The sequence below is a fragment of the Luminiphilus syltensis NOR5-1B genome (genome assembly GCF_000158175.1).
Lineage (GTDB): Bacteria > Pseudomonadota > Gammaproteobacteria > Pseudomonadales > Halieaceae > Luminiphilus > Luminiphilus syltensis.
The window spans coordinates 2,865,674-2,888,294 of sequence record NZ_DS999411.1 but is presented as its reverse complement, the minus strand read 5'-3'; the positions used below and the strand labels follow the sequence as shown (position 1 = coordinate 2,888,294).

20 protein-coding genes and 1 riboswitch are annotated in these 22,621 nt (G+C 53.9%); of the genes, 11 read left to right on the top strand and 9 right to left on the bottom strand.

Annotated elements, in window-relative coordinates:
• Positions 1-29 precede the first annotated feature (29 nt).
• Positions 30-117, top strand: a riboswitch (cyclic di-GMP riboswitch).
• 88 nt (positions 118-205) lie between these two features.
• The 3 genes from NOR51B_RS13145 (at position 206) to NOR51B_RS13130 (ending at position 3,558) form a co-directional block, all read left to right on the top strand.
• On the top strand, positions 206-820 hold the full coding sequence (locus NOR51B_RS13145) for a hypothetical protein (protein ID WP_040482127.1): 615 nt from the start codon (positions 206-208) through the stop codon (positions 818-820).
• 394 nt (positions 821-1,214) lie between these two features.
• The gene (locus NOR51B_RS15455) at positions 1,215-1,817 is read left to right on the top strand and encodes a collagen-like protein (protein ID WP_009019062.1); all 603 of its coding nucleotides are present in this window, start codon (positions 1,215-1,217) and stop codon (positions 1,815-1,817) included.
• A gap of 394 nt (positions 1,818-2,211) precedes the next feature.
• Entirely contained in the window at positions 2,212-3,558 is a 1,347-nt protein-coding gene (locus tag NOR51B_RS13130) for a phospholipase D family protein (RefSeq protein WP_009020388.1), read from the top strand.
• Positions 3,559-4,981: 1,423 nt separating this feature from the next.
• Here the strand turns inward: NOR51B_RS13130 and NOR51B_RS13120 are convergent.
• The 3 genes from NOR51B_RS13120 to NOR51B_RS13110 form a co-directional block, all read right to left on the bottom strand.
• A complete protein-coding gene (locus NOR51B_RS13120) occupies positions 4,982-5,608 on the bottom strand; it encodes a tyrosine-type recombinase/integrase (protein ID WP_009020985.1) in 627 nt (208 codons plus the stop codon).
• A gap of 171 nt (positions 5,609-5,779) precedes the next feature.
• Entirely contained in the window at positions 5,780-6,316 is a 537-nt protein-coding gene (locus NOR51B_RS13115; RefSeq protein ID WP_009021356.1) for a GNAT family N-acetyltransferase, read from the bottom strand.
• A 283-nt stretch (positions 6,317-6,599) separates the two neighbouring features.
• On the bottom strand, positions 6,600-6,827 hold the full coding sequence (locus NOR51B_RS13110) for a DUF3955 domain-containing protein (protein WP_009020904.1): 228 nt from the start codon (positions 6,825-6,827) through the stop codon (positions 6,600-6,602).
• A gap of 637 nt (positions 6,828-7,464) precedes the next feature.
• On the opposite strand from NOR51B_RS13110, the gene NOR51B_RS13105 reads away from it, so the two are divergent.
• Positions 7,465-8,106, top strand: coding sequence for an MSMEG_1061 family FMN-dependent PPOX-type flavoprotein (locus NOR51B_RS13105; protein ID WP_009019454.1), 642 nt, complete (start codon positions 7,465-7,467; stop codon positions 8,104-8,106).
• Positions 8,107-8,472: 366 nt separating this feature from the next.
• A complete protein-coding gene (locus NOR51B_RS13095) occupies positions 8,473-9,915 on the top strand; it encodes a sodium/proline symporter (RefSeq protein ID WP_009021566.1) in 1,443 nt (480 codons plus the stop codon).
• Between the two features lie 462 nt (positions 9,916-10,377).
• Here NOR51B_RS13095 and NOR51B_RS13085 read toward each other — a convergent pair whose 3' ends face one another.
• Positions 10,378-10,734, bottom strand: coding sequence for a hypothetical protein (locus tag NOR51B_RS13085; RefSeq protein ID WP_009020732.1), 357 nt, complete (start codon positions 10,732-10,734; stop codon positions 10,378-10,380).
• Between the two features lie 272 nt (positions 10,735-11,006).
• Between NOR51B_RS13085 and NOR51B_RS13080 the strand changes: the two genes are divergently transcribed.
• A complete protein-coding gene (locus tag NOR51B_RS13080; RefSeq protein ID WP_009018933.1) occupies positions 11,007-12,215 on the top strand; it encodes an aromatic ring-hydroxylating oxygenase subunit alpha in 1,209 nt (402 codons plus the stop codon).
• A gap of 259 nt (positions 12,216-12,474) precedes the next feature.
• Here NOR51B_RS13080 and NOR51B_RS13075 read toward each other — a convergent pair whose 3' ends face one another.
• The gene (locus NOR51B_RS13075; RefSeq protein ID WP_050759492.1) at positions 12,475-12,843 is read right to left on the bottom strand and encodes a hypothetical protein; all 369 of its coding nucleotides are present in this window, start codon (positions 12,841-12,843) and stop codon (positions 12,475-12,477) included.
• Between the two features lie 331 nt (positions 12,844-13,174).
• Here NOR51B_RS13075 and NOR51B_RS13070 point away from each other — a divergent pair, with 331 nt between their 5' ends.
• The 3 genes from NOR51B_RS13070 to NOR51B_RS13060 all read left to right on the top strand — a co-directional run bounded on the left by NOR51B_RS13070 (position 13,175) and on the right by NOR51B_RS13060 (position 16,399).
• Complete coding sequence (locus NOR51B_RS13070; RefSeq protein ID WP_009019993.1) at positions 13,175-13,645, top strand: retropepsin-like aspartic protease family protein; 471 nt, start codon at positions 13,175-13,177, stop codon at positions 13,643-13,645.
• A 643-nt stretch (positions 13,646-14,288) separates the two neighbouring features.
• Positions 14,289-15,308 carry an ACR3 family arsenite efflux transporter gene (arsB, locus tag NOR51B_RS13065; RefSeq protein WP_009020077.1) on the top strand — a complete coding sequence of 340 codons (1,020 nt, stop codon included), beginning with the start codon at positions 14,289-14,291 and terminating at the stop codon, positions 15,306-15,308.
• A 269-nt stretch (positions 15,309-15,577) separates the two neighbouring features.
• Entirely contained in the window at positions 15,578-16,399 is an 822-nt protein-coding gene (locus NOR51B_RS13060; RefSeq protein WP_050759490.1) for a hypothetical protein, read from the top strand.
• A gap of 100 nt (positions 16,400-16,499) precedes the next feature.
• Here the strand turns inward: NOR51B_RS13060 and NOR51B_RS13055 are convergent, their stop codons facing one another.
• From NOR51B_RS13055 to NOR51B_RS13040, 4 genes are read right to left on the bottom strand one after another with little or no spacing between them, the layout of a single operon-like run.
• Positions 16,500-17,834 (bottom strand): phenylacetate--CoA ligase family protein, encoded by a 1,335-nt coding sequence (locus tag NOR51B_RS13055; protein WP_009020419.1) that lies wholly within the window; start codon positions 17,832-17,834, stop codon positions 16,500-16,502.
• 1 nt (position 17,835) lies between these two features.
• Entirely contained in the window at positions 17,836-18,417 is a 582-nt protein-coding gene (locus NOR51B_RS13050) for a flavodoxin family protein (RefSeq protein WP_009019803.1), read from the bottom strand.
• Between the two features lie 15 nt (positions 18,418-18,432).
• On the bottom strand, positions 18,433-18,978 hold the full coding sequence (locus tag NOR51B_RS13045) for a VOC family protein (RefSeq protein ID WP_009020543.1): 546 nt from the start codon (positions 18,976-18,978) through the stop codon (positions 18,433-18,435).
• Between the two features lie 36 nt (positions 18,979-19,014).
• Complete coding sequence (locus NOR51B_RS13040; RefSeq protein WP_009021619.1) at positions 19,015-21,249, bottom strand: TonB-dependent receptor; 2,235 nt, start codon at positions 21,247-21,249, stop codon at positions 19,015-19,017.
• Positions 21,250-21,371: 122 nt separating this feature from the next.
• Here NOR51B_RS13040 and NOR51B_RS13035 point away from each other — a divergent pair, with 122 nt between their 5' ends.
• Positions 21,372-22,124 (top strand): citryl-CoA lyase, encoded by a 753-nt coding sequence (locus tag NOR51B_RS13035; protein WP_009021612.1) that lies wholly within the window; start codon positions 21,372-21,374, stop codon positions 22,122-22,124.
• A gap of 13 nt (positions 22,125-22,137) precedes the next feature.
• The coding region (locus tag NOR51B_RS15070; protein WP_195891503.1) for an alpha/beta fold hydrolase at positions 22,138-22,621 on the top strand (484 nt) is incomplete at its 3' end.

Below are 22,621 nucleotides of genomic sequence, written 5' to 3'. Positions count from 1 at the left end.
TCTGATATCTTGATCAGGGCAGCGCCATTGCTGCTTAAAGGCAACCCCGCTGAAAGGCGGGCAACGCAAAGTCACGGGTCTAACGGGCGCATGCCCTATGACAGCCGGACTGCCGATAACGCCGCTCTCATGGTGGTGCTACCGTCAATCTGACTAGTGACATGCGACAAACCATTACGTGGTCCTGGGCCACTACGGAGAACGCATGACAACTACAAATAGAAACACTTTAAGATCGGCAGCGTGTTTCACGCTCCTGGCGAGCTGTATCGCCACGACTACCTTCGCCGCAAGCGAGAATGGAAAGCAAAAAGGGGCAGATAACGGCCAGCCCTTCGTCGATCTGACGGCACTGATGCAGGCCGAGATCGACCTTGGATGCACGACTGATCAAATAATCCGTTGGGACGATACCGGTGGAACATGGGTGTGCGCGACAGATCCATTTGTTGGGCTATCGTGCAACGATGGAGACGCTCTTAGGTTCTCGTCTACTAATGGGTGGCAATGCACGGCGCAACCTATAACAGCCTCGCTCGTCGACACCTTCGTCGATTTTTCTTCTGGCGGGGGGGTCTATCTTTCTGACCGTTTTGAATCATTCACTAACGTGAGGCCTGACACCATTTGCGACGCCTTTCCTTGCGACATCGTAGTGCTTGGGGTTGCAGATCACAGTAGTTGCGTAGTAGAAATTACAGGGAATTCGAGGGCCTCCCGTTTGAACATAGATACATCTGTTGGCCGCATTACTCTTTTTTATATGGATGATTTAGCGTTCGGTGAACCTCTCTTCATAAACATCAGCTGCGCTACCTAGAATTAAAATGCCATGACCGCTTCTGGCCGACAGCGGACGCTCGCAGGCCAATGGGCCAATGTCCGCTACCGACCCTTAACGGAAACCGTTTGCCAAGGTAGCTTTCGTCATGATGCAATGCCGTTCAATGCTCCTCTAAGGCGTTCGACCATGGCACGTAAAGCCCTTCGGCTGATTACCGCTCTATCGGCGCTCACCGTCTCGGGACTGGCAGTGGCACAGGTGTTACCGCTCTTCGGCACAGCTGTTTTCGGTCAGTCCGTCTTCGGTGGCACTGCTAGCGCACCAACGCCTGTCCCCACTGCGCCTGTTTGGATGCTAGTCGTGACGGCAATTGTCCTTTGTATTACCACTTTTAAACTCAAGCCCAGCACGGCGAGCCATGGAGATTAGGATGATCAGATTGATTGGGGTGATAGCGGTCTCATTATTTGCCTCTATGGTGACTGCTCAGACGCAAGTACCGAATACCTTTAAGAATGGCGACGTGATTGAGGCCGAGGATTTCAACGAAAACTTTGATGCTTTGGAATCCGCGATAGATAACATCCCTGCTGGTCCGCAGGGTTCCGCAGGTCCTCAAGGAGAGCCGGGGCCTCAAGGAGTGCCGGGGCCTCAAGGAGTGCCGGGGCCGCAAGGAGTGCCGGGGCCGCAAGGAGTGCCGGGGCCGCAAGGAGTGCCGGGGCCGCAAGGAGTGCCGGGGCCGCAAGGAGTGCCGGGGCCGCAGGGGCCTGCAGGTGTGTCCGGGTACCAGGTGGTGACGTTCGGTGTGTCCATTGAAGCAGCGATTGAGTCCGGTACGTGGCTACGGGAATGCCCCGACGGGAAAACGGGAGTTGGCGGCTTTATCAAACCTGGTGCAATTAACGTCTCCACGATCACAGGCAGCTTCATTTATCCCCGCACCGATCTCACCAATCAGCCCTGGGAATTTCGGATTTTGACTACCGGCCAGACGCTCGATGCAACGCTCATTCTTATCTGCGCGAACGTGTGAATCAGGCGGAGCCAAATTTCGCAAGGTAGAGCCGGGAGCAACGCGATCTAGTCGCCCCGTAAAAGCCCGTTTTTAGCAATTCGGGTTTGAGAGGTTCACGGGTTCCTCCTGCTGGCAAGCACACCTAGAAGTTGTCACGTGCGACACTAAAGGCAAATGACGAAGTGCAAGTCCGCTCCTGGCCGATAGCGGACATACTAAGTGGCTTTAGCAGATGTCCGCTTACGACCCAAAACGGACATTCATACAAGCCACTTATTCTATAATCCCGAGGGAAAATGGCGACCAGCTTGCGGAAAAATTGAAAGAGCTGGCTTTAGGGGTAAAGACGGAGCGTGTTGAAAAGGTCACCGTTGAGCCGGAATGGTTTTTAAGTCTGTAAGGAAGTGATTAAGTGCGTTTCATAGCAAATAGGATCAACGGTGTTCATTTGCGCGACATATTACCTGGCGCGGACGGAGATATTGAAGGCGTCTACGCGGCCATTGCTTATGGCTCAAGAAGTGTAAACGAAAAAGAAGACTTTATAGGTAACTGCTTAGCCAATAATCTCCGTTTAGATATTTGGATGAGATACGACCACACAGTTCCCGTCGCAGTTTCCGTACTTAGGCGAATATTGGCTAATCATAGAAACAACATTTTTTGTAAATTAATCCCCGATTACCTTCATTCAAAAGTTATCTGGTGGAAAGGTTATGGGGCCTATGTGGGATCAGCAAACTTAACAGATCGTGCATGGCTTACAAATATTGAAGCAGGTATTTTCTTATCCGAAGATGATCTACAAACAAGCGGTATGCTGGCAGAAGTCGAAGGCTTCTTTGAAAGGCTTCAGGGGCTAGAAGTAGCTTTTCCTCTTTCGGAAGAGGTAATTCTAGAAATGGAGGAGCTTCAAAAATTGCGTAATGACCTAGACGAAAAAGGCAAGGCACAACGTAAAATCCCCGAATGGAACGGCCCTAGTTTTGAAAGCAAAGAAAAGGCTAAGGATCGTCGCAAGGAGAGCTTCCGAAAAGAGTGGCACGACACGCTAACTACCCTCCGAAAGATCGGTGATGAATTAAGTGGAAATAGACCATATTGGGTTCCTGCTGACATTCCCATAGGATGGCAAACGGATCAATTCTTACATGCGTACTATTACAGTCAGGTTTCTGATGGCTTAAAAAAACCATACGAAGATTTTTATCAGCTGAACAAGAAAAATCCTCAGCTTGCACTAGCGAATGCTGTTTCCTGGTGGAAAGAGACTGCAAGCCCGCCGTCAAATGAGGATCACACTTTTAACGAGTCGGCGCCTTATATTCAACAAAAACTCGATCAGAAAAATATTCTAAATCTAACGCCGGAAGAATTTTCTCAAGTCTGCTACCACACTCATGCCACTAAAGATCATGTAATCAAAATCAATTTGGCAACCCTTGGCAGACCAGATATTTCCTCAATGCCCAGAGATGAGCGAATTCCATTATTCGCCAATTGGTTGCTTTCACTGCGTAACAAAAAGGGTTGGGACGTTAGAAAGCTATTGCACTACGTGCTGTACGAAGGAAATGATGAGATGCTTTGGGAGCGTTTGTATGCCGCAGCAAAAACTGCCGAATACAGCCTCCCTCATTATGGTTTGAACTCCTTGGCAGAACTTGTGGGTTGGGCTAGACCAGAAATAGCTCCTCCCAGAAATGGCCGGACAAGCAAAGCACTACGAGCCTTAGGCTATGATGTTAGGATATATTAAAACCTCGCTTTCCCCTCTTCGTATTAAATGAAGTAGTTCAGACCAAATCTGACACCTCGCATTTAAAAAGAGAGGGTTTGTAGTGGTCAACAAATATTGGACAGCAAGTCAAGTTTTTTCTGGTTAATGCCTAACATTGAACAAACTGTTGGGCAGCCCAGTCGTTAGCCTGCGCTTCGGGAACCCCGTCTAGGGCGTCCAGCGCCTGCCAAATATCTTCGATTCGAACGGTCATGGTTCGGTCGTTCATAGCGTGTCCCCGATAGAAACGCCCCACTTGCACGCCCAGGCGGGGGCTGACCTGGTGGAGGTCGATACTGTACGCCCATAATCTTGCGCGGCCATTCCGCCATAGAAAGATCAGAATCGGTCTAACTTCACCATTGGGGTTGCACTGACCCTTGAATCCACAGCCGATAGCAGACGTTCAAAGGCGGCCCGTACACGCACCATGGGGCGAGGCGGCGAATGTCCGCTATCAACTGCGGATTCAATCGGTCGCTGCAACACAGGCATTAAATCTATCGGCTGGCGTTTCAAACCTGGTCGGGGTCAGCGTGAATCCACCCGCCGAGGCCGTTGCGGTCTCTGGAGCGTTTCGTACCGAGTCGGAAGATTCTTTGTTTACTGTGAAATATACATGCGTGTTTTTATTGCCTATAGTCATTATCTTTAGGCTAATCCAAGGAACGACGGTCGCCTTTTTTGTTTTGTATACGCCCCATCCACTCAGTAGGAATTAATGCGTATCTTGGTGAACGGCGAGAATTAGCCACGTTGAGGTCGTAAATATCGCAGGGAAGTATACATCGGACGCTAACTCAGTTTGGTCTCGCACACACGCGAGAAATGGCTTTGAGTCGTTGTGCATATCGACGTCAGATAAAGGCTGGTGCTGGAAAATCCCGTGTACAACCTGCGCGAATCATGAAATTCGCTGTGCCATCCATGACATTGCATCTGGCATTCCAATTCGAGAGTCGTACGTCGATAGCCCAGCAGAGTCTATGGTTTTAGACACCGCGAAGTGGCGACATCTGGCTCGTGTATCGGCTCTAGCTAACATTAAAAAAATAGCTGATGAAGCCCGTTTCCCTGATTGGCTGGGATGTATGGGGCAGATTCTGTTTTGGATCAGCCGAGACAAGGACGCATACAGAACGGTAGCAGACAGTTGGGCCAAGCAGCTCATAGATGTTGTGGATCCTGGTAGCCATGTCCACACGCGATTATCTCGGGTCCTAAATGAACCAGACGAGCTGTTGACGTTAAAGGACTTAGAGCTGTGTGAGCAAGGGATGTTGCTCAAATTTAACTCACAGTAACGAATTAAATTATGCGCTTGAAGTGGAGGCTGATAGGGCAGCGGGGAAAGATCAGTTGATGGCCGATAGCGGCCGTCCACGAACGGCCGCTTTGTTCGTCAAACCTCAGTCTGCTCGGCCAGCTCAAGGGCGTCATCTACCTCGACGCCAAGATACCGTACGGTGCTTTCCAGCTTTGTGTGACCGAGCAGCAGCTGTACAGCGCGCAGATTCTTCGTCCTCTGGTAGATCAGCGATGCCTTCGTGCGCCGCAGGGAGTGCGTCCCGTAATCGCTCCCGTCGAGGCCGACGAGATCAATCCAGTGATGAACGATCCTTGCATACTGCCTAGTCGATATGTGTGAAGAGCCTCGAACCCTGCTCGCGAACAGATAGTCCGTCGCTTGCAGGCGCGCTTTGTCAATCCAACTCGACACAGCCTCACGTGTGTCCTCAGTGATCTCGAATTGGACCCGCTGATGGGTCTTCTGTTGCATCACGGTTGCTCTGCGCATTACTTTGTTGCCGTGTGTCACGTCCGTGACTCTCAGCTTCACCAAATCGCAGGCTCGCAGTTTACTGTCGATCGCTAGATTGAACAGTGCAAGCCCACGCACATCGCTGGCCATCTGCAACCTGACACGGATCGTCCAAATTTCCTTGAGCTTGAGGGGCTTCTTCTGGCCAATGAGCTTGCCCTTATTCCAGGGTGGGTGGGGTGCTGTGTCGTCAACGAGATAGAACATCCTTCGATTCCTCCTTTGGTTGGAAGGAACCGCATTGTGACGCCGGGGAAAGCGGACGTTGGTGACTGTCTACTATCGTGGCGGGAATCGACCCGATTCGGAATAAACGCGAAGTCGCGATGTGGCAGTCACGTCTCGTGCTCGTGGGATGAGAGCACCTCTCCAGTATTTTTACCAATAATCTGGATTATCGAACTCCGAAACGCACACGGGGCGACCCTTAAGCTCCGGGATAGCCTCTCCCGATAATGACTGACCGAGCCACCCCTCGGGCATAGACAGGTCTAAAGGGGCTTGAATCACATCTTCAGATAACGCGTGAAAACCGACCTTTGAGTAATAGAGTGGGTCCCCGTAAGTGACCACTACGGATACGGAACGTCTCTTTAGCTCCTGAAGCCCAAAATTGATTAATGCCTGACCAACCCTCGATCCTTGATGTGCAGTGCTGACCGCAACGGGAGAAAGCATGTAAGTATCGACAGGCTCATCGAATCGGAGTCGGGTGAAAAAAATAGCTCCGATGATCGATCCGTCCTGATAAGCGCCCAGACAGATTACTTCCTGATCATCGACACGCGCAGCCAACTGGGAAGCAAGACCGCCGATCAGTCTGCCTTCTTGCTCCCCTTCAGATGACGAAAACACTGAAGTGAAAAGACTCGATAGTTCTTCGTCACTCAGGTTATTGAGAATCCTGTATTCCATGCTTCGATCTGGGCTGCTGCTCTACCGCTGTCCTTGCAGCGTAACAGAGGAGTGCTCTCTTTCTCTGGTGCTGCAGGACAGAGTTTCCGCTCCTGGCCGATGGCAGTCCTTGTTTCGCCTTTGGTGTTGATTCGAAGCTCCATTGTTATCAATGATTGCTGCAGGTTGATAGCGGACGCTCGCAGGCTTCTGGGACAATGTCCGCTATCGATTGTGGATTGAATCGGTGGATGCAACACATCGATATTCTTAGCGCCACACTTACAATGCGAGCCGCTTTACTTCACCGCTTGGTTACTGCAATTATTTTTCGGGCGGCCGCAAAAACAACCAACACTGTTCCAATCAATATTAACAATGCTCCTAGGGGGAGAAACATAGTTTCATTCAGTACGCCGTCTTCATCCAGATACTGATAGAAAGTGCTCTCTAGCCAGACGAATACGCCACCGGTCAGCAGAACAGCGAGTCCCGCGACCAGAGGCTTGCCTACCACCAGTTTAGGCTTCATGACTATTCTGCGTATAACAGCGTATTAAACTGCACAGGTTCGCCTTGTCGTTGCGCGCGAACACGCTGTTGCTCCTTCGTTGTGTGTCTGAAAACGTAAGCTAGCGCAGTACGTTTCGCAAGCTTTTTTCGCTGAGGCCTGAGTGCGGGGCAGGCATCGGTCCGCCTCAGGCCGATGGCAAACATTTTTTGACCCCGGCCGAAGCGGTGTTGGCTAGGCAGCGTTGAGAGCAGGGTGCAGGAAGGGATTAACCCATACTACGTTGAAGTGCATCATATACGGCATGAATGCAATGGGTTTGGTGTGCTGCGTCGCTGCGAGGCGTAAAAAGTACTCTGGAGCACAACGTTTTTACGTTTGTCACCATTGACTACCGGTTGCGAGAGGGTCTTCATATCATAGCGGCCGGGAATGGGAGTAAGTCCCCGTCGGGGGGCTGAAAACGACGGCCACGGCGTCTGAGCACAACCAGCGATAAGGCGTGGGAGGGCAGTACCTTATCGGCGGCGGCACTGATTGAGCGCTAGCGGCAGCCCCCGACCGTTTGTATCAATGTTTCTTATGTTTGCCATGGCAGCCACGCTCAAGGTAGTGTCACTGGTATCGATCGACCGATTACAGCTCGAGGGCTTGGCTTATGCACCAGGAGAAAGACGCTGAAGATCTAAGTTTCATAGAAACCGAGGAGGCGCTGGAAGAGAACTACGGAGAACCTCTGGAGATCGCCAAGGCGATTATGTTGGAGAGCCTTGATAAGTATCATACGGCTTTCATCAACGCCTCGCCCTTTTGTTGCATTGCGACCGCCGACGCGGGCGGACAACCCACTATCTCACCCAAGGGCGACGCGCCCGGTTTCGTAAAAATCATCGACTCGAATACTCTGCTGATACCCGACCGCATGGGTAACAATAAGCTCGAGTCGTTTCATAACCTCATTGAGAGCCCAAAGCTGGGGCTGATCTTCTTTGTGCCGGGCTACAAGGAGACGCTGCGGTTATCGGGTCATGCACGATTGATCAAAAGCGAGGAGCTTTTGGCCTATAGCGCCGTCAACGGCCGCCACCTCGATGTTGGGCTTCTGATTACCGTGACCAAAGCCTATTTCCACTGTGGTAAAGCCGTTATTCGCTCTAAATTATGGACCAATGAATACCAGCCCGAGGACAAGATAATCCCGTCATTTGGCCAAATTATTGGTGAGCAGGCAGAATCCGATATGGCGGTGTCAGTGATGGACGACATCGTCGATCACGCCTATCAAGACGAGCTTTACTGAGTAATTTGCGCTTGAGCCCGCCAGGATCGTTTGGTCGGGTTCACAAAAGTACGCGTAATCGGAGGTCTTCGCTGGGGCCGATCGAGGCACAGCGTCAAGTAAACCGGTGATTGAGACAGCCGCGGCTCAGTATCGGTAATAAGTGTTTCGATCTCTTTGGTGGTTGCAGTGGTGACCTGATTTCGGCGCTGTGCAAAAAGCATATCCCGAAGCATTACAATTTTTGGCCATCGCGCTACCGAAAAAGGGGTAAACCTATTACCCTCATTCGTGTGGCACAAAATAATTCTTCAGCGAAGACACGCCGTCGGGTTGCAGCTGGCGATGGGGCGTTCTCCCTCTTCGTGGTGACGTGGATGAACGGTTATGGATAACTCCCCGATCGTTGCAGTCCTATTGGTCTACCTCGGATTCATGCTGGCAATCGGCGTCTGGGCCCGGCGTAGTCACGATTCTGCTGCTGGATATTTTCTGGCCGGACGTAAGCTACCGTACTGGATTGTAGCGTTTAGCATGAATGCAACCGGAGAGAGCGCCTGGCTCTTGTTGGGCTTATCCGGTGTTGCTTATCTCACCGGTTTGCAAGCACTTTGGGTGGTTGCGGGTGAGACTATCGGCGTTGCGTTGGCGTGGCTTTTGGTGGCTCGGCGGTTGAATGAGCAGTCCCGCGAGAACAATACCATCACCGTGCCGGATTTCTTGTCCACTCGCTTCCCTGCGCAGGGTGCCCCAATTCGTTATGTGAGTGTAGCAATCATTCTCGTGATGGCCTGTGCCTATATCGCGGCGCAGATGTTGGCGACCGGAAAGGCATTTAATGTTTTTCTCGGATGGAATTACAGCACCGGTGTGTGGGTGGGCGGCCTGGTGACTGTGGCTTACACGGCGTTCGGTGGCTTCAAGGCGGTGGCATACACCGACGCGGTACAGGCGTTACTCATGCTATTCGCTCTCGTAGCCATACCAGTTGTGGGTATCGCTGCGATTGGTGGGCCCACTGAGCTCTGGCATGGTCTTCAGGCCATTGATCCCAGGTTATTAATTCCCTGGTCGGTGGGAGAGGGCAAACTCGTTGCCGTGGTAGCAATCGCTAGCGCACTGGCTGTTGGTCTGCCATTTTTGGGTGTGCCTCAACTGTTGGTGCGGTTCATGGCGACCAGGGATACTCGCGATGTGCCGCGCGCCGCCGCGGTTTCAATCGTCGTGATTATCCTATTCGATGTTGGCGCAGTCGCAACCGGTCTCGTGGGTCGAATACTGTTTCCCTCTCTTGGGGACGCCGAACAAGTCATGCCCGTTCTGGCACAGGAGCTGTTTTCCCCCATCGTGACCGGTGTGCTCGTCGTGGCGGTGCTATCGGCGGTTATGTCCACCGTGAGCTCCCTGCTGAATCTGGCTTCTTCAGCACTGGTACACGATATCTACCGCAAGGTATCGCAGCGCTCCGGTTCGTCCAGGCGGGAGGCCATTATTGGGCAGTGGGTCACCTTGGCGCTGGGTATTGCGGGTTGCCTGGTGGCACTGGTCCAGGACGGTTTTATTTTTTCGCTGGTACTATTTGCCTGGAGCGGCCTGGGTGCGGCGTTCGGTCCCGTGATGCTTTGTACCCTACGCTGGAGCGGCACAACGGGGCGCGGTGTTATCGCGGGAATGATCGCAGGATTTTTTACCAGTGTGACCTGGGCACTATTGGCCAAGTCGGCAACCTTTGGCTTGTATGAAATGATTCCCGCGAGTGTGGCTAGCTTACTTGCCACGGTGCTGGTGAGCCGTGCCACCGCTGTCGATGATCAGGTTGGCGAAAAGTAAGGCACAACAGGCTGCTTGTTACACAGGCTTGGGGTTGCGCCCTCGTCTCTTGATCGGGGGGAGGGCAACCGCGACCCGACGCAGCCAAACTAAACGTTAATCGTCGTGGAGCAATTCGAGTCTGACTAAGCGAAGCACCTTTCTCGCGTCGTCGCTTGCGAATTTATGCCACTGGGCTCGCATGGCCTGCATTTTAAGGATCGTTTGAAGGTGAGGTAGTGACTGCCTCATCGTCTCCCAATCAACGGATTCAACCTCAAAGTCGTCGTTGCTAATCTGCCTTCCTAAAACACTTTCAGTCTTTAATCGTATAGGCGCATCAATAACACCTGAGTTGAGCAATGCTACATGCTCTATAAGGAGCATTCGATCAGCGTCAGCTTCACGGGCATAGAAGGTGAGGGCATCTTTCAGCTCTGGGTCTCCGATCCTCGATAGCATTCCCGAGTCCACGGCCTCATTCTATGAAGGAGGAATTGGATAGCTGGTCCAAGTATCTAATGCGGCAAGAAGCCAGCTTTCTGTCTCCTGGTTCAGTGTTAGGTTTTTGTCTGACCATAGCGCTTCAATGAGATGGCTGGTTAGAGCGCTTTGCTCGCGAAGTTTTGGTTCAACCAAATCGGCAGTCGCAACGATGTCTGTAAAATCATCCTTTAGCCGCTCAAGTAAAACGCCATCACTGATTCGCAGCTGGCGCTGGTCATTCCAGTTGGCCACCTGAATACCAATAACGACACCGACGATGACAATGAGCAAATCAATGCCTACAGCAACCCAGTTTTGATTCCTCACGTGCTCCGTGATGCGGCGCAATAGCATTGAATGGCTTCCGGATTGAGACTGACTATAAAGATTGCCGTAATCAGTGGATTTTGACCAGACCGACCTTAAAGTAAGCGTCCAGACAGCCGTTTCGAGATGTTAGCTGCCTGCTCATGCAAAGGCACCCACTGAGTGCTGCTGGCCGATAGAGGATTTTAGGGGTATTACGACGAGCGACTGCTTACGACGGTTGTTCGTATCATCATGCCTCTGGCGGTTACGGATCGCTGTGCTATTTTAGGCATGTATTTCTGCTCCTGTTTCATAGTATGAAAGATAGCATCCAATCCATTAACGAACTGATCGCGGACCAGAAACCGGGCTATTCGCTCGATCAGCGATTCTATACTGACCCCGCGATCTATGAACTTGAACTCGACAAGGTCGTCTATCGCAACTGGATCTTTGCGGGCCACGCATCCCAGCTGCCGGATTCGGGTGATTTTCGAGTCCTCAATGTGGCGGGCGAATCCGCCATCATTGTGCGCGGCAGCGACGGAACGCTAAAAGGCTTTGCCAACGTCTGTCGGCACCGCGGCTCCCTGGTTTGTCTTGAAGAACGCGGGCACGCCGAAAAATTTACGTGCCCGTACCACGGCTGGATGTATGACATCGACGGCAAACTGTTTGCCGCGAGGAACATGCCTGACGATTTCGATATGGCGTCGCATTCGTTGAAAACAGTGTCCGTGGAAACCGTGCACGGACTGATCTTTGTGTGTTTTACCGATGAGCCGCTGTCACTGGAAGGTTGTCGGCGGGACATGGCCGAACCGATGGCCATGTTCGATTTCGAGAATCTCAAAGTCGCGGCCACGAAATCCTACGAAATACCTGCCAACTGGAAGCTCTCGGTCGAGAACTACCAGGAGTGCTATCACTGCGCCACTGCCCACCCTGAATATGCACGCATGCACACACTCATGCTTGACGAGGACAAGAAGGCCCGTGTGCAGAAGAAGATGTTGGATAGCATGGACGCCTGTGGTCTTAAGAAAATCGAAATAGACTTTTTCAATGAAGCGGCACGCCCGGGCGAGATGGGTTACGGCTACTCGCGTACGGCGTTGTTCAACAGGTACAAGACCGGCACCAGAGATGGCAGTCCCGTTGCGCCGTTGCTTGGCAATTTAACGGACTACGACAATGGTGCCTCGGATTTCAATTTTGGTCCCTTCTCTTTCATGCTCGCCTACAGCGATCACGTTGTTGCCTATGTCTTCACGCCGATCGATCACAATAGCTCGAAATGCGAGATCTACTGGATGGTGCGAGGCGATGCGGAAGAGGGCAAAGACTTTGACGTCGATGAGCTAACCTGGTTGTGGGATATCACGACGATTTCCGACAAGGAAATCATCGTTAATAATTCAAAAGGCGTGCACTCGAAGTACTACCAGCCAGGCCCATTTTCCGGCATGGAAAAAGAAGAGCGCTCCTACATCGAGTGGTTTCTCCGGGAGTTGCAGCGACCTTAGCTTGCGTTGTCCCGTTCGCGAGTAACCAACCAGGCGAGCAGAGCGCCAACGCCGACGAACCGGATGATCAGCGTTGTTTGTATTCTCGACGGGTCCACTGCTCACAGGTTGGCGAGCTTGGTTTTTAGGTTACGAGGGCGTTTCGGTATCAATAGGGGATCTGCACGGAGTGGTGCGACGCGATGACAATCAGGGATATGAGAATCCGGGACCATCGCAGCGTCGCATGATCGGGGCCTAATTTTCTTCTCCGCAATCCCTAGCGGTGCCGGTTGAAGGGAGGACGTCCGCGAAACTGAACGGGTTCCGCCGCCTCGGCCGCTTCCACACTCATGGCCGATACCTCGGACACCGGAAGCTCTTCAAACCGGCGCTTGAAGGGGGGCTTGCCGCTGCGATCAATGGTCCAGACTCTGACAGTCTCTGCGTTTTCATCAGCGATCTCCAGGCGAGCAGTATCCACTACCGGCACTTCGATACGCTTGCGGGCATAAGGCGGCTTGCCGCGCATGTCCACTTCCCAGAGCGTTGTCGTTTCGATGTCTTGTTCCATTGGTTGCGCGTTCGCCAGTGGCAGGCCCGCAGAGATTCCCATTGCCATTGCCAGAGCCAGTGCGTGTTTAGTCATGATCAGTAATACCTCCTTGTTGATGTGGTGTAGCCCACGAGTCAAATCTAACAGAGGAATCAGGGTTAACCTGCGCCACTCTGCCGCTATTTATGATAGTTTTTAGCTATCATAAAGCTAAATTTTAAAGGCAAAGGCTAATTTACGGTAGCTGAACCTGCACATTTCTGGTGCGGGCGCTTCGTTTTAGTGCGCCTTAATTCCGCCTTATTGTAATTCTTCTTTAAAAAACATCAACTTAGGTTTTGGCACGGCGGTTGCAATATATACCGGCACTATTTCCCGGGTTTTGCCTATGTCAGCGCGCGCGCCACGACGATTCATCCCTACCATGGCACTCTCTGTGTGGGCGTTGTTCCTGTCGGTGAATAGCTTCGCGGAGGAGTTTGGCCATACCGTCTCTCTGGCACGAAGCGGCGCTGGAGGTATGTATGTCAGTGCGCAGATTGCCGGCGTTGAAGCCGATTTTCTGGTGGATACCGGAGCCGACCTGGTAACCGTTACCGAGAAACTGTTTAACCGCATCAAAAAGACTGGTGAGGTCCGCGAGGTTCGTCGTGTTGCAGCGCGGATGGCGAACAATCGGCTGCAAGTCATGACCGTCTACGAAGTTACTGAGCTGACGTTGGGCGGCAACTGTGAACTCGGGCCGGTGGAGGTCGCCGTGATGAAAGGGGCCGGGCGAAACCTGCTGGGCCTTAGCGCGTTGAGTCGCGGTGCGCCGTTCACCCTTTCCATAGCACCGCCGACGCTGGTTTTGGATGCCTGTCCCGGTGATATGCGGGTTGTCAGCACCCAGTAGCAGATCTGACTTGCCGGTCGCCAACGGGATGCGGCGACGTCGGCTTCAGACGGGTAACCCCGAAAAATCGGTGCGCGCGGGAGGTTCGCTTCCGAGCTGAGGCCGTCATCCACGGACGCCCAACAGAAATCCATGCCTTTGCAAAGTCGTCATCGAATTCCACGGTGACTCGTCGGGTACTGTTTTAAATGCGCCACACTCGGTAATGGCAAATTTCATGCATCGGCTAAGGCGATCATCTTGCATGATTTTATCGGAGATGCCAGTCGCGAAGCGGTGGTAGATGCATCCCAACTCTCCGGCTCGACGTCGCTGCCCCTGCGGGGCGGTTCCGCTGGTGCGGTGGTGCGGTGGTGCGGTGGTGCCTTATTGTGGGTGTTCGTCCATGGAAACCGGCATGCGTTTCTTGCCCAGAAATGGTGGATCGTCGACGTCGATGGACAGAACGTACTGTTGCCCGCAGTGCACTCTTCAGGGTGCAGCGCTACTGTAGGGCCTTGTTTTCAAGGACTGGTTTACAGCGATGCATTCAGGACAATTCGGTAACGATTGGGCGTAGCCCTACCAGCGCCGCTTTCACCGTAAAATAGGAGAGGTAACCTGCCGGACGAACGGCAGAGCATTGGCGATGAGGACATTTTAGATGGGATTATTCGAACGTTATCTCAGCGTGTGGGTAGGGCTTTGCATCGTTGCCGGTGTTTCACTGGGTAGCTTGTTTCCCGCGATTTTCCAGACATTTGCGGCACTGGAATATGCGCAGGTCAATCTGCCTGTCGCGGTACTGATCTGGTTAATGATCTACCCCATGATGGTGCAGGTTGATTTCTCTTCGATCAGGGATGTTGGTAAGCGTCCGCGCGGACTCGCATTGACGCTGGCCATCAACTGGCTGGTTAAGCCTTTCACCATGGCGGCTTTGGGCTGGTTGTTCTTCAGAGTGCTGTTCGTCGATTGGGTGGATCCAGTCACCGCTGGCGAATACATCGCCGGGATGATTTTGCTCGGTGTGGCGCCCTGTACGGCGATGGTCTTTGTATGGAGCCAGCTGACAAAAGGGGATGCTAACTACACGCTGGTACAGGTTTCAGTGAACGATATCATCATGATCTTCGCGTTCGCGCCCATTGCCGCCTTTCTGCTCGGCGTGAGCGATGTCACTGTACCCTGGGAGACCTTGCTGCTGTCGGTCGTGCTTTACGTGCTGCTGCCGCTGCTGGGGGGTTACTTTACCCGACGGGTGCTGGATTCAAATGACGACCACGGGCGGCTTGACCGCTTTCTTGCCAAACTAAAACCGATCTCGATCGCCGGGCTGCTGATGACGGTAGTCCTGTTGTTTGGCTTTCAGGCTGAGACCATTCTCGGTCAGCCGCTGGCAATCGTGCTCATCGCGATACCCTTGCTCATTCAGACCTACGGTATCTTCGCTATTGCTTACTCCGCAGCACGTTCGCTGAAACTGCCGCACAGCATCGCCGCGCCCGCCTGCATGATTGGAACGTCAAACTTCTTCGAACTGGCCGTCGCTGTCGCCATCTCCCTGTTTGGACTTCAGTCGGGTGCGGCTCTGGCCACTGTCGTCGGCGTTCTGGTTGAAGTGCCCGTGATGCTCTCGCTGGTCGCGTTTGCGAACCGGACTCGGCACTGGTTTCCCGAGTGATACGCGTTTAATCCCGGCATAAGCGTGCCGGCTTCCCATGGTCAGTCGTGATCACCAGTTTCTCCGATTGTGCAGTCCGCGCTCGATGCACAGTGATTTAAGGTCATCGGTCGGTGTTTTTTGGCGTGTTAAAAAGGGCCAATGCGTAGGCTGCACCCCAATGTGCACCTTATTTGCACCCAAAAGACGCATAGCCCAGCCGTTGAGTTAGGTTAGGATCACTACAATGATAGAAACACAACCGTTCGAGAAAGGAACCCGTGACATTGATGCCGTTCAATAACAGCGTACCCCGACTGAGGCGTGTGCTGCCGACCATCGCCTTGGCATTACCCGCGTTCGCCAGTTCACAAGAGGGGGGGCAGACCGACATCGCGGCGCAATTGGCGAATCCAATTGCGTCGCTGATCAGTGTGCCGATCCAGGCCAACTACGATGACAATTTTGGTATCGACGACAAGGGCTCAGTGTTTCGCACCAATGTTCAGCCGGTGATCCCGTTCTCCCTGAACGAGGATTGGAATGTTATTTCCCGCACTATCCTGCCCATTATCGATCAGCAGGACACGCCCTTTGTCGGCTATAGCGAGTTCGGATTGGGTGATGTGACGCAAAGCCTGTTTTTCTCACCGAGTAAGCCTACCGCGGGTGGCTGGACCTGGGGCGCTGGGCCGGCTTTTCTCCTGCCGACGGCCACAGATGAGTTCCTTGGTGCCGAGCAGTGGGGTGTCGGACCGACCGCCGTTGCGCTCAAACAGTCTGGTCCCTGGACCTTTGGCGGGCTGGTCAATCATATTGAGTCGTTTGTCGGCGACGACGACCGCGGCGATATCAGTGCGACGTTTCTGCAGCCTTTCGTGTCCTATATAACGCCGACAAAGACCACATTCAGTATGAACCTCGAATCCACCTATAACTGGGAGAATACGGCCTGGTCGGTGCCCATTAATCTGCAGGTCAGCCAGCTACTCAAGTTCGGCGACCAACTCATGCAGTTGGGGGCGGGTGTCCGCTACCGGGCCGAGTCTCCCGATCAAAGACCGGAGGGCTGGGGCGTACGATTGAACGTGGTGTTCGTGTACCCGCGATAGATGCCATGCATCTTTCGGTGCGACTATAAAGCTCTCAGACAAGCTGAAAGCGGGGGAGGACAGCTCCTCCCCTTGATGGGTTTGGCGCCTCCCAGTGCTATCAGGCGGCGGCCTCTGAATAGTCGACCAGCTTGGTCTTGTAGGTTTCTCGAGGCAGAGACCCGTGTTCTACGAGACGAACGTCGCTGGTGACCAGCAGTCGCGCTTTGATCTCGTCTTTGATTTTCTTTGTGAGTTCGGCATTGTCTGTCGCCGTACCGTGGGCTACCTCGACCAGCAGCGGCAATGGTGGTGTCTGCAATACGCCATGGGTTTTCGGCCGAATACTGAAGATACCCGATACTTCATTCTCGAAAGACTCCAGAACACTTCGAACTGCGGTTGGGAACAGGTTGACGCCGCGCACAATGAGCATGTCATCGGTGCGTCCGACACAGCGAATCCTCGGTCCCGTCCTTCCGGTCGGATTGTCCTGCATATTCACCACGACGTGATCGCGACTACGGAAGCGAAGCATCGGCATCGATTCCCGTTGCAGCGCCGTGTAGACCAATTCACCCTCAGCGCCGTCTTCCCATGCGATAGGGTTGCCCGAGGCAGGGTCAATCAATTCGACATGAACGAAACCCCGGGCCATGAAGTTCATACCATCTTCGGCGGCATCTTCGGCCCAGACCGACAGGGAGATATCACCAATACCCATTGATTCCCGGAGTGTGCAGCCGAAGGCCTCGGTGATGGTTCGCCGGACCAGAGGATCACCGCCGCCGGGCTCGCCCGCGGTAATCATGTTCTGCAAGCCCAGTGACTGGGTGTCGATACCGTGGTCACGGCACCAGTCGATCAGATACAGGCCATAAGAGGGTGTACAGCTCACGCCTGTGGCGCCAAGCTTTTGAATCGCGGTGACCATACGCTCGGTATTACCGGTGCCCACGGGTATGACATTGCATCCAATCTTGTCAAAGCCGTAGTAAACGGCCCCGGCGACGAAGGGACCGGCGTTGAAGCCGACCACCAGGCGCTGTCCTTTCTTGAAGCCGGCGGCGCTATAGCCTCGTGCCACGTTGGTGGCGTACATATCCAGATCGCCGCGGGTCAGGCCGAGATAGCAGGGCGTGCCGGTGGTTCCGCTGGTGCTGAACACCCGAACCAGACTGTCCGGATCGGCGGCAACGTGATTGCCAAATGGCGGGTGGTTCGCCTGGCTGGAGCGAATCTCATCCTTTTCGGTAAAGGGCAGCGCTGAAATATCATCGAGCTCACCGATCTTTTCCGGCGTGTCGAATCCGGCATTCGCCAGCTTCTCCTGATAGAACTCGGAGTTCTCCATCAGGTACCGGATCTGTTTCCTGTAGGCGTCCCTGTCGAGCTGGAACTGCTGATCAATCGGACGCGTCTCGATATCCGGATCAAAGATTTGGTGGTCGCGCATGCTATTGACCCCAGCGCTTCGCGGCTTCTGCAACACGAGCACCGAAGGCAACGGCGGTTTGACGATCAGAGTCGGGGGGGGCGACGTCGCCGCCCTGGTCTACGTTCGCCTGGGTCATACACCCAATCGATGCACCGCAACGATTGAGGTCCGACTCCGACCCCTCTGAATGATTGTTGCCCGGCATCTGTCCCAGCCCCACCCAGATCATGCTGTGCTGCATGGCGAAGGTCATAAACTCAACAAGCGTGTTCTGCTTGTCACCGTTCATCGACCCGGAGTTGGTAAACCCGGCGGCGAGCTTGTTCGCCCACTGTTGCTCCATCCAGCGCGTGGAGGAGGCCTCCATGAAGCCTTTAAAAGCGGCGGCAGCGGAACCCATATAGGTGGGTGAGCCAAAAATCATGGCGTCAGCGCTGTCGAGTTTCGCAAACTCCGGACTTTCGGGCGAGGTGATTTCGCCGGCTTTGACGATAATGACCTCAACACCATCCACAGAAGCGGCACCTTCAGCTACCTTTTCGGCTACGGCGTCGGTGTGACCATAACCCGAGTGATAAACTACGGCGATATTCAATGACATCTGTTTTCTCCTGAATCAGCGGTGGAACTGTTCGTTGTTGGGTGTGTGATCCCCTGAAAGCCATTTCTTCAGGTCCTCATGTGCCGTTGCTGCCTTGTCGCGATTGATGGTTTCAACATCGTCGTGATCAACCGTGAACTCCACGAGCAGTCCCGACGGGTCGAAGCAGTAAATCGACCAACAATAGCCGTGGTTGAGCGGATAGGCCTCTCCGCTTTCGAAGTAGCCGGCTGCTTCGAGTCGGTCCTTGATCGCATCCTGCGTTTCCTGATCAACTTTCATCGCTAGATGACGAAAGCCCGAACGGGGCAGCTCGGGGCCAAATTCCGCCGCATCATCGTCGTCGGCAAACTGGAAGAAGGCCAGGCAGGAACCATCGCCAAGGTCAAAGAAGCCGTGACAGTAGGTGCGGACTTTTCCGAACAGATCGGTTCGTTCCGCCCATGTGGCCACCAATTTGAAGCCAATGATTTCCTCGTAGAATTTTCTGACTGCCTCCAGATCCTTGCAGACGTAGGCGTTGTGGTGAAGGCTGCTCTTAATTTGTGTAATAGCGTTCATGGTGTGTTCTCCGCTGTTATTGTTCGCTGCAGTGAATTAAAACCACTTGGTCAGCTCGATGCCGTAGCGCACTGGCTGCGCTCGCCACAGGAAATTGAAGCCCGGTGCCGGACCCGGTGAATACTCGGTGTTGTATTCTTTGTCGCCGGCATTCCTGACCCAAAGCGTCACTGCCCAGTTATCGAGGTCCTCAATACCCATTCGGGCATCGAGCAGATTAACGCCGCTTCTGGACGAGTCATTATTGGGCTCCCACCAGGTCTCGCCGAGATACTGGTAGTCGCCACGGATAAAGAACTCCTTGTCGTCGCCAATCGGTGCACGGAACTGCAACCCGATATTACCGGTTACTTCACTGACCAGCGGTGCCTGGTTACCCAGCCAGTCTTCGGTTGGAGATTCTGTGATTTCGCTGTCAGTAAGGCCCAGTCCAAAATTCAGGGTCACGTAGTCACCCAGCAGGGCGCTACCCTCGATTTCCAGACCCGTGTATTCAACCTCATCGATACTGCCCAGATTCTGGGTGTTGGTCGGTGCGTCGTAGAAGAAGAAGTACGCGCCTTCAAGCGTGGTGTGGTAAGCGGCTGCCGAGAGGCGTAGCTTGCCATCAAGCATTGTTCCCTTTGCGCCGACTTCGTAAGTATCGGCGATCTGCTCATCAAACAGATCCTCAATGCCAGGGTAGGTGACTGCACTACCCACGCCGGTCTGGTTAAAGCCGCCGCTGCGGAAGCCCCGGCTGGCATCGGCATACAGCATCCAGTCCTCATTGGGGCGGTAACGCACGGTGAACTTGGGTTGCAGTGCGTCCCAGGTCTCTTTGCGAACTTCACCGAACACGATCTCCGGGTTGAACGGTACGTTGTATTCCGGTGGTGTCAGCGTGGTGTTCTCCCGCTCGTCCTCGTCGTAGCGAATTGAAAGTGCGACCTCCCAGTAGTCGTTGATATCGTAGGCCAGTTGCCCGAATACCGCCCAGGCAAAGTTGTCCTGCTCATCCGCGAGCACACCGAGTTGCGGGCTGGGGTCATCGACCACGCCGTCAGCCGCGTCGATAAAAATCTGCGGGCGGAAATTCTTCTCGACATCAAAAACGCCAAGGCCGCGGTCGATCTGGCCGCCCGTGGAGATGTAACGGTCCGTTGCAATAACGTAAGCGCCGGCGATCCACTGAAGACCCGTGTCGTTGTTGCTGGTCAGACGGATTTCCTGACTGATGGATTCAACCTCGAGGAACTGGTTTTGGCTCAAGTCGGTGAATTCGTCGCCGGTGAGGAACTTGATAAATTCTCCAAAAGGATCGTTGTTAAAGAAGTTGAACTCCGCTTCCCGGGGCAGGAAGTTGAAGTTGTCGCCGCTGGAGAGTTCGGTGACATCGTCGTAGGAGGTAATGCCGGTCACAGTGAAGGCATCGGTTTCCCAATCGAATTTGAAGCTCGCGCTGGTGAATTCGCGTTCGTTGTTCCCGGGGTTGTTGACCTGGATAGGAATGTCCACGTCGTCCGCTTCCGCATCAATCACAAAGTAAAAGGCCTGGGTCTCAAGCTTCGAGTAGCTTACGCGGAAGTCGGTAGTCAGGTTGTCGCTGACATCCCAGTTCAGTCGACCACGGAAGGAGGTATCCTCATACGGATCCGCTTCCTGGTTGAGATACTCGTTGTCGAGATAACCGTCAAGGTCGATGTAAGAACCCGCGAGGCGGTATTTTATTGAGCCGTCGTCGTTCAGTGGCCCGCCAACGTAGCCTTTGACGCTGTAACCCGGTGCGCTTTCCGCGCCGACCCGGATCTCTGCTTCGGTTTCTTCACCTGGCTGCTTGGTGACAATCGTGATTGCACCGCCAATCGCGTTACGTCCGTAGAGTGCGCCCTGGGGACCACGCAGTACTTCAATCTGCTCGATATCGAACAGCTGCTGGTTAAGCTGGGTGGGGTTGGATAACAGCACGCCGTCAATCAGGATGGCCGCCGCCAATTCGCTGTTTCGCGAAGAGGATATGCCGCGGATGTTCAGGAATGAGTTGCCGGTGCTTTGGGTTTGCACCAGCGTTACGTTCGGTGTCAGATCGACGAAATCCTGCGGTGTCTGGATTCCTGTGGCGCGTATCTCTGATTCAGTAAAGGCGCGGACGGAAACCGGGCTGTCGGAGAGGGTCTCGGTGCGCTTCCGGGCGGTCACTACGACTTCCTCGAGCAATCCCTGTGCCTGTGTTTCGGTAGCCAATAGTGCAGACAACACCCCAAGTGCTAAAAGCTTTCGCTGGTAAACCATGGTTGGTCCTCTAATTTTGTATTATTCGATAATCGAAAAGGTATTCGGAATCCGAATTAGTGATTCTACCGTATAACCGCACAATCGGATTAAATTTTTTTTAGTGAGTGACAGGAATGACTATGACAACGGATAACCAACCCACGACCAGGATCTGCGGCTACGACGCGGACAGCATTACGCTCCGAGGTAAAGACCTTGTTGCCGACGTCATCGGTAATTACTCGTTCACGGGTGCGTTCCTGCTCCAGGCGTTGGGCAAGGAACCGACAAAGCGGCAAATGGCGCTTGTCGATGCGGTTCTCGTGACGATCATGGAGCACGGTCTTGTGCCCTCTGCCGTGGTCAGTCGCCTGACCCTCCATGGCGCACCAGAATCTTTTCAGGGCGCGATTGCCGCGGGGCTGCTGGGCGTGGGTGATCGTTATGCGGGGACGGCAGGGAAGTGCGGTGAGTTGGCCGAGCGGATCATTTCGTCGGGTGATATCGACGGCGAGGCCGTAAAGGTGGTGGCTGAACACCGAAGTATCAAGCGGCCCGTCCCTGGCTTTGGTCATCCCATTCATACGGGCCGTGATCCGAGGGTGGAGAAGCTTCTTGAAATGCTTTCTGACGAATCCCCCGCGAGACGCACCATGTTTGCTCTGGAATCAGCGATTAGTGATGCATTGGGACGCTCCCTGGTAATGAACGTAAGCGCTGTGCTGGCGGCGCTCTTGATAGAGGCCGATGTCCCTCCAGCGATGATGCGCGGTGTGGTGCTCGTTGCCCGCTGCGCCGGGCTGGTCGGCCATGTGCTCGAGGAATCGACGGACCCAGTGGGGCATGCTCTATGGCAGGGGGCACAAGGTGCTGTCAGCTACCAGGAAGATTGAGCCTCAGCGCAGCATGCAAGAAAAACAGGCGATCGTGAAACCACTGGTGCAGGATCTTGAGGTACCGGTATCCGGAGGAGTGATCGCGCTGCAAGTACACATGCCCGAGCGGGTGCGGGGACCTGCACTTATTTGTGTGCATGGTTGGACCCTGGACCGAACCTCGTTTTTGCCACAGCTGGCACTTGTTGATCGAGGCATTCCGGTAGTTCTGTACGACCGTCGTGGTTTTGGTGATAACCCACTGCCGCCGGACCTCAGTCGAGAAGCCGATGACCTCGAGGCCATATTGCAAGCACTGGCGATGCCCGCGGTGATATTCGGTGTCTCCCAGGGCGCAAGGCTTGCTCTCAGGTATGCCGCCAGCGAACGTCTGAACGCCGCAGGTATTGTCATCCAGGGTGGGCATCTTGACGGTGTCGCGCTGGATGACCTTCCCGGCGAAGTATCCCGTATCAGATACCTCGATCTTATAAAGCAGAGATCTGGCGCTTTTC

What these genes read in the sequence shown, in the direction of transcription:
- NOR51B_RS13055 (WP_009020419.1), bottom strand. Translation starts at nt 17,834, where the DNA reads ATGCGCGACCACCAAATCTTTGATCCGGATATCGAGACGCGTCCGATT.
- NOR51B_RS13085 (WP_009020732.1), bottom strand. Translation starts at nt 10,734, where the DNA reads ATGCTATTGCGCCGCATCACGGAGCACGTGAGGAATCAAAACTGGGTT.
- NOR51B_RS13045 (WP_009020543.1), bottom strand. Translation starts at nt 18,978, where the DNA reads ATGAACGCTATTACACAAATTAAGAGCAGCCTTCACCACAACGCCTAC.
- NOR51B_RS13110 (WP_009020904.1), bottom strand. Translation starts at nt 6,827, where the DNA reads ATGAAGCCTAAACTGGTGGTAGGCAAGCCTCTGGTCGCGGGACTCGCT.
- arsB (WP_009020077.1), top strand. Translation starts at nt 14,289, where the DNA reads ATGGGATTATTCGAACGTTATCTCAGCGTGTGGGTAGGGCTTTGCATC.
- NOR51B_RS13050 (WP_009019803.1), bottom strand. Translation starts at nt 18,417, where the DNA reads ATGTCATTGAATATCGCCGTAGTTTATCACTCGGGTTATGGTCACACC.
- NOR51B_RS13095 (WP_009021566.1), top strand. Translation starts at nt 8,473, where the DNA reads ATGGATAACTCCCCGATCGTTGCAGTCCTATTGGTCTACCTCGGATTC.
- NOR51B_RS13080 (WP_009018933.1), top strand. Translation starts at nt 11,007, where the DNA reads ATGAAAGATAGCATCCAATCCATTAACGAACTGATCGCGGACCAGAAA.
- NOR51B_RS13115 (WP_009021356.1), bottom strand. Translation starts at nt 6,316, where the DNA reads ATGGAATACAGGATTCTCAATAACCTGAGTGACGAAGAACTATCGAGT.
- NOR51B_RS13145 (WP_040482127.1), top strand. Translation starts at nt 206, where the DNA reads ATGACAACTACAAATAGAAACACTTTAAGATCGGCAGCGTGTTTCACG.
- NOR51B_RS13075 (WP_050759492.1), bottom strand. Translation starts at nt 12,843, where the DNA reads ATGACTAAACACGCACTGGCTCTGGCAATGGCAATGGGAATCTCTGCG.
- NOR51B_RS13120 (WP_009020985.1), bottom strand. Translation starts at nt 5,608, where the DNA reads ATGTTCTATCTCGTTGACGACACAGCACCCCACCCACCCTGGAATAAG.
- NOR51B_RS13040 (WP_009021619.1), bottom strand. Translation starts at nt 21,249, where the DNA reads ATGGTTTACCAGCGAAAGCTTTTAGCACTTGGGGTGTTGTCTGCACTA.
- NOR51B_RS13060 (WP_050759490.1), top strand. Translation starts at nt 15,578, where the DNA reads ATGCCGTTCAATAACAGCGTACCCCGACTGAGGCGTGTGCTGCCGACC.
- NOR51B_RS13035 (WP_009021612.1), top strand. Translation starts at nt 21,372, where the DNA reads ATGACAACGGATAACCAACCCACGACCAGGATCTGCGGCTACGACGCG.
- NOR51B_RS13105 (WP_009019454.1), top strand. Translation starts at nt 7,465, where the DNA reads ATGCACCAGGAGAAAGACGCTGAAGATCTAAGTTTCATAGAAACCGAG.
- NOR51B_RS13070 (WP_009019993.1), top strand. Translation starts at nt 13,175, where the DNA reads ATGGCACTCTCTGTGTGGGCGTTGTTCCTGTCGGTGAATAGCTTCGCG.
- NOR51B_RS15455 (WP_009019062.1), top strand. Translation starts at nt 1,215, where the DNA reads ATGATCAGATTGATTGGGGTGATAGCGGTCTCATTATTTGCCTCTATG.